Origin of the sequence: Streptomyces sp. NRRL WC-3549 (assembly GCF_000721935.1) — a bacterium.
GTDB lineage: Bacteria > Actinomycetota > Actinomycetes > Streptomycetales > Streptomycetaceae > Streptomyces.
The window spans coordinates 77,702-79,682 of sequence record NZ_KL585445.1 but is presented as its reverse complement, the minus strand read 5'-3'; the positions used below and the strand labels follow the sequence as shown (position 1 = coordinate 79,682).

Annotated in this window: 1 protein-coding gene and 1 pseudogene; both read left to right on the top strand. The window is 75.0% G+C overall.

The window, feature by feature from the left end:
- Positions 1-188 precede the first annotated feature (188 nt).
- Complete coding sequence (locus tag IH13_RS0134605; protein WP_031090881.1) at positions 189-1,481, top strand: peptidoglycan-binding protein; 1,293 nt, start codon at positions 189-191, stop codon at positions 1,479-1,481.
- A gap of 101 nt (positions 1,482-1,582) precedes the next feature.
- Positions 1,583-1,981 (top strand): annotated as a pseudogene (locus IH13_RS43760) (hypothetical protein); the annotation flags it as partial.

Here is a 1,981-nt window from a genome sequence, read left to right as displayed (position 1 = left end):
AGCTAACGGCGCCTGCTGACCTGGAGAACTTTACCCGATGCGGTGGGGTGCTCCTGACCAATTCCGATCGGGGCGGCCTGTCGGATGGTCGTTTTTTACCTTTTGTCGGTCACCATGAGCTTTGCCCCGACCGGTGAGGTGCGGGAGATCGTGACGACCGCCGGGTGGCCGAGTGGAGGAGGAGTCGCATGACTGCGCCGGTCTTCGAGGAGTACGAGCCCGCCGCCGACTGCGGTTGTGCGGGGTGCGCCCGGCAGCGGCGTACGGCGGCGGTGCTGCCCGTGCGGTACGGCGGACACCCCGCCGCCCACGGGGCCCGGCGGGCGCTGGTCCTGGTTACGGCGGCGGGCGTGGTGCTGTCCTGCGGGGCCGCCCAGGCCGCCGCGACGGCCTGGGCGGCGAGCCGGGGCGCCCGCGCGGGCACGGCCCCCGATCCCCAGCCGGTCACCCCGCAGGGTGCGGTCGGACCGCTGGCCGGTGGTGGGGTCCCGGGGCCGCCGGCGTCCACGTCCACGGCGGTGCGGGCGACGACCCGGGACGAGATCATGAGCCGCGCCGAGAAGTGGGTGTCGGCACGGGTCCCGTACAGCACGGCGGCGTACTGGTCGGACGGGTACCGGCAGGACTGCTCCGGCTTCGTCTCGATGGCCTGGGACCTCGGCAGCAACGAGTGGACCGGCAGCCTCGCCGCCTTCGGTACGAAGATCGCCCGGGCGGATCTCCAGCGCGGGGACATCCTGCTCTTCCACAACCAGGCCGACCCGGCGGCGGGGTCGCACGTGACGGTCTTCGGCGGCTGGACCGACAGCACGCACAGCCACTACCTCGCGTACGAGCAGACCCGCCCGAGCACCCGCAAGGCGACGACGCCCATGGCGTACTGGAGCAACTCCTCGCAGTACGTGGCGTACCGCTACAAGGGGCTGACCACCGGCCAGGCCGGCGGCAACGGGTCGGGCACCTCGTTCCCGGGGGCGTCGGCGTTCGGCCCCGGCGCCGACAACCCCTACGTCACCCGGCTCGGGAAGCTGCTCATCGCCCAGGGCGGCAAGCGCTTCTACCGGGTCGGCGCGGGGCCGCGCTGGACGGACGCGGACAGGCAGGCGACGCGGGCGTTCCAGCTGGCCCAGGGCTGGAAGGGCGAGGAGGCGGACGGCATCCCCGGGCCGGACACCTGGGAGCTGCTGGTCAAGGGCACCGGCCGCACGATCCCGGCCGCGACGGGCGACGGCGCGGGCCAGGCGACGGCCTTCCCGGGCCGGGGCTTCTTCAGGCCGGGGCAGTCCAACGGCCACGTCCAGCGGCTGGGGGCGGGGCTGGTGAAGAAGGGATACGGAAAGCACTACGCCAAGGGCCCCGGCCGGCGATGGACGGAGGCCGACCGGCGCAACGTGGAGGCGTTCCAGAAGGCCCAGGGATGGCGCGGGAGCGCGGCCGACGGATACCCGGGGCCGGAGACGTGGCGACGGCTCTTCGCGTGACGGCTGCCGCGGGGTGGCGCGCGGGCTGTGTACGGGCCGGGCGGTTCTCACCGGCCGGCGGTGACGGAACGGACACCAGAACGGAACAGGGCGGAGGCGTGATGCGGTACACGGAGAACGAGCGGGACGAGAGCGAGCCGCGGGGCGTGCGGGACTCCGGGGAGGCACCGGGGACGGCCGGCGGGGCGTCCACGGCGCTCGGGTCCGGGTGGTCCAGGTGGCCCGGGAAGGACGAACGGGAGCGGCTGGCCTGGCGGGCCGTGCTCCCCGCAGGCGACGGCTCGGGAGGGCGGGACGACCTGGGGCGGAGGGATGCGGCGTCCCGGGAGATGACGGCCCCTGATACGGCGGCCCCTGAGGTGACGGCCCGGGAGGTGGCAGCCCCCGAGGCGGCGCAGGCGATGGTGCCCCGGGGCGCCATCGCCGCAGGGGACGGCACCGGGGGCGCGGATGGGCGCGGGGACGGTGGCGGGGCCGGGGCCGGCGAGTTGACGGCGGGC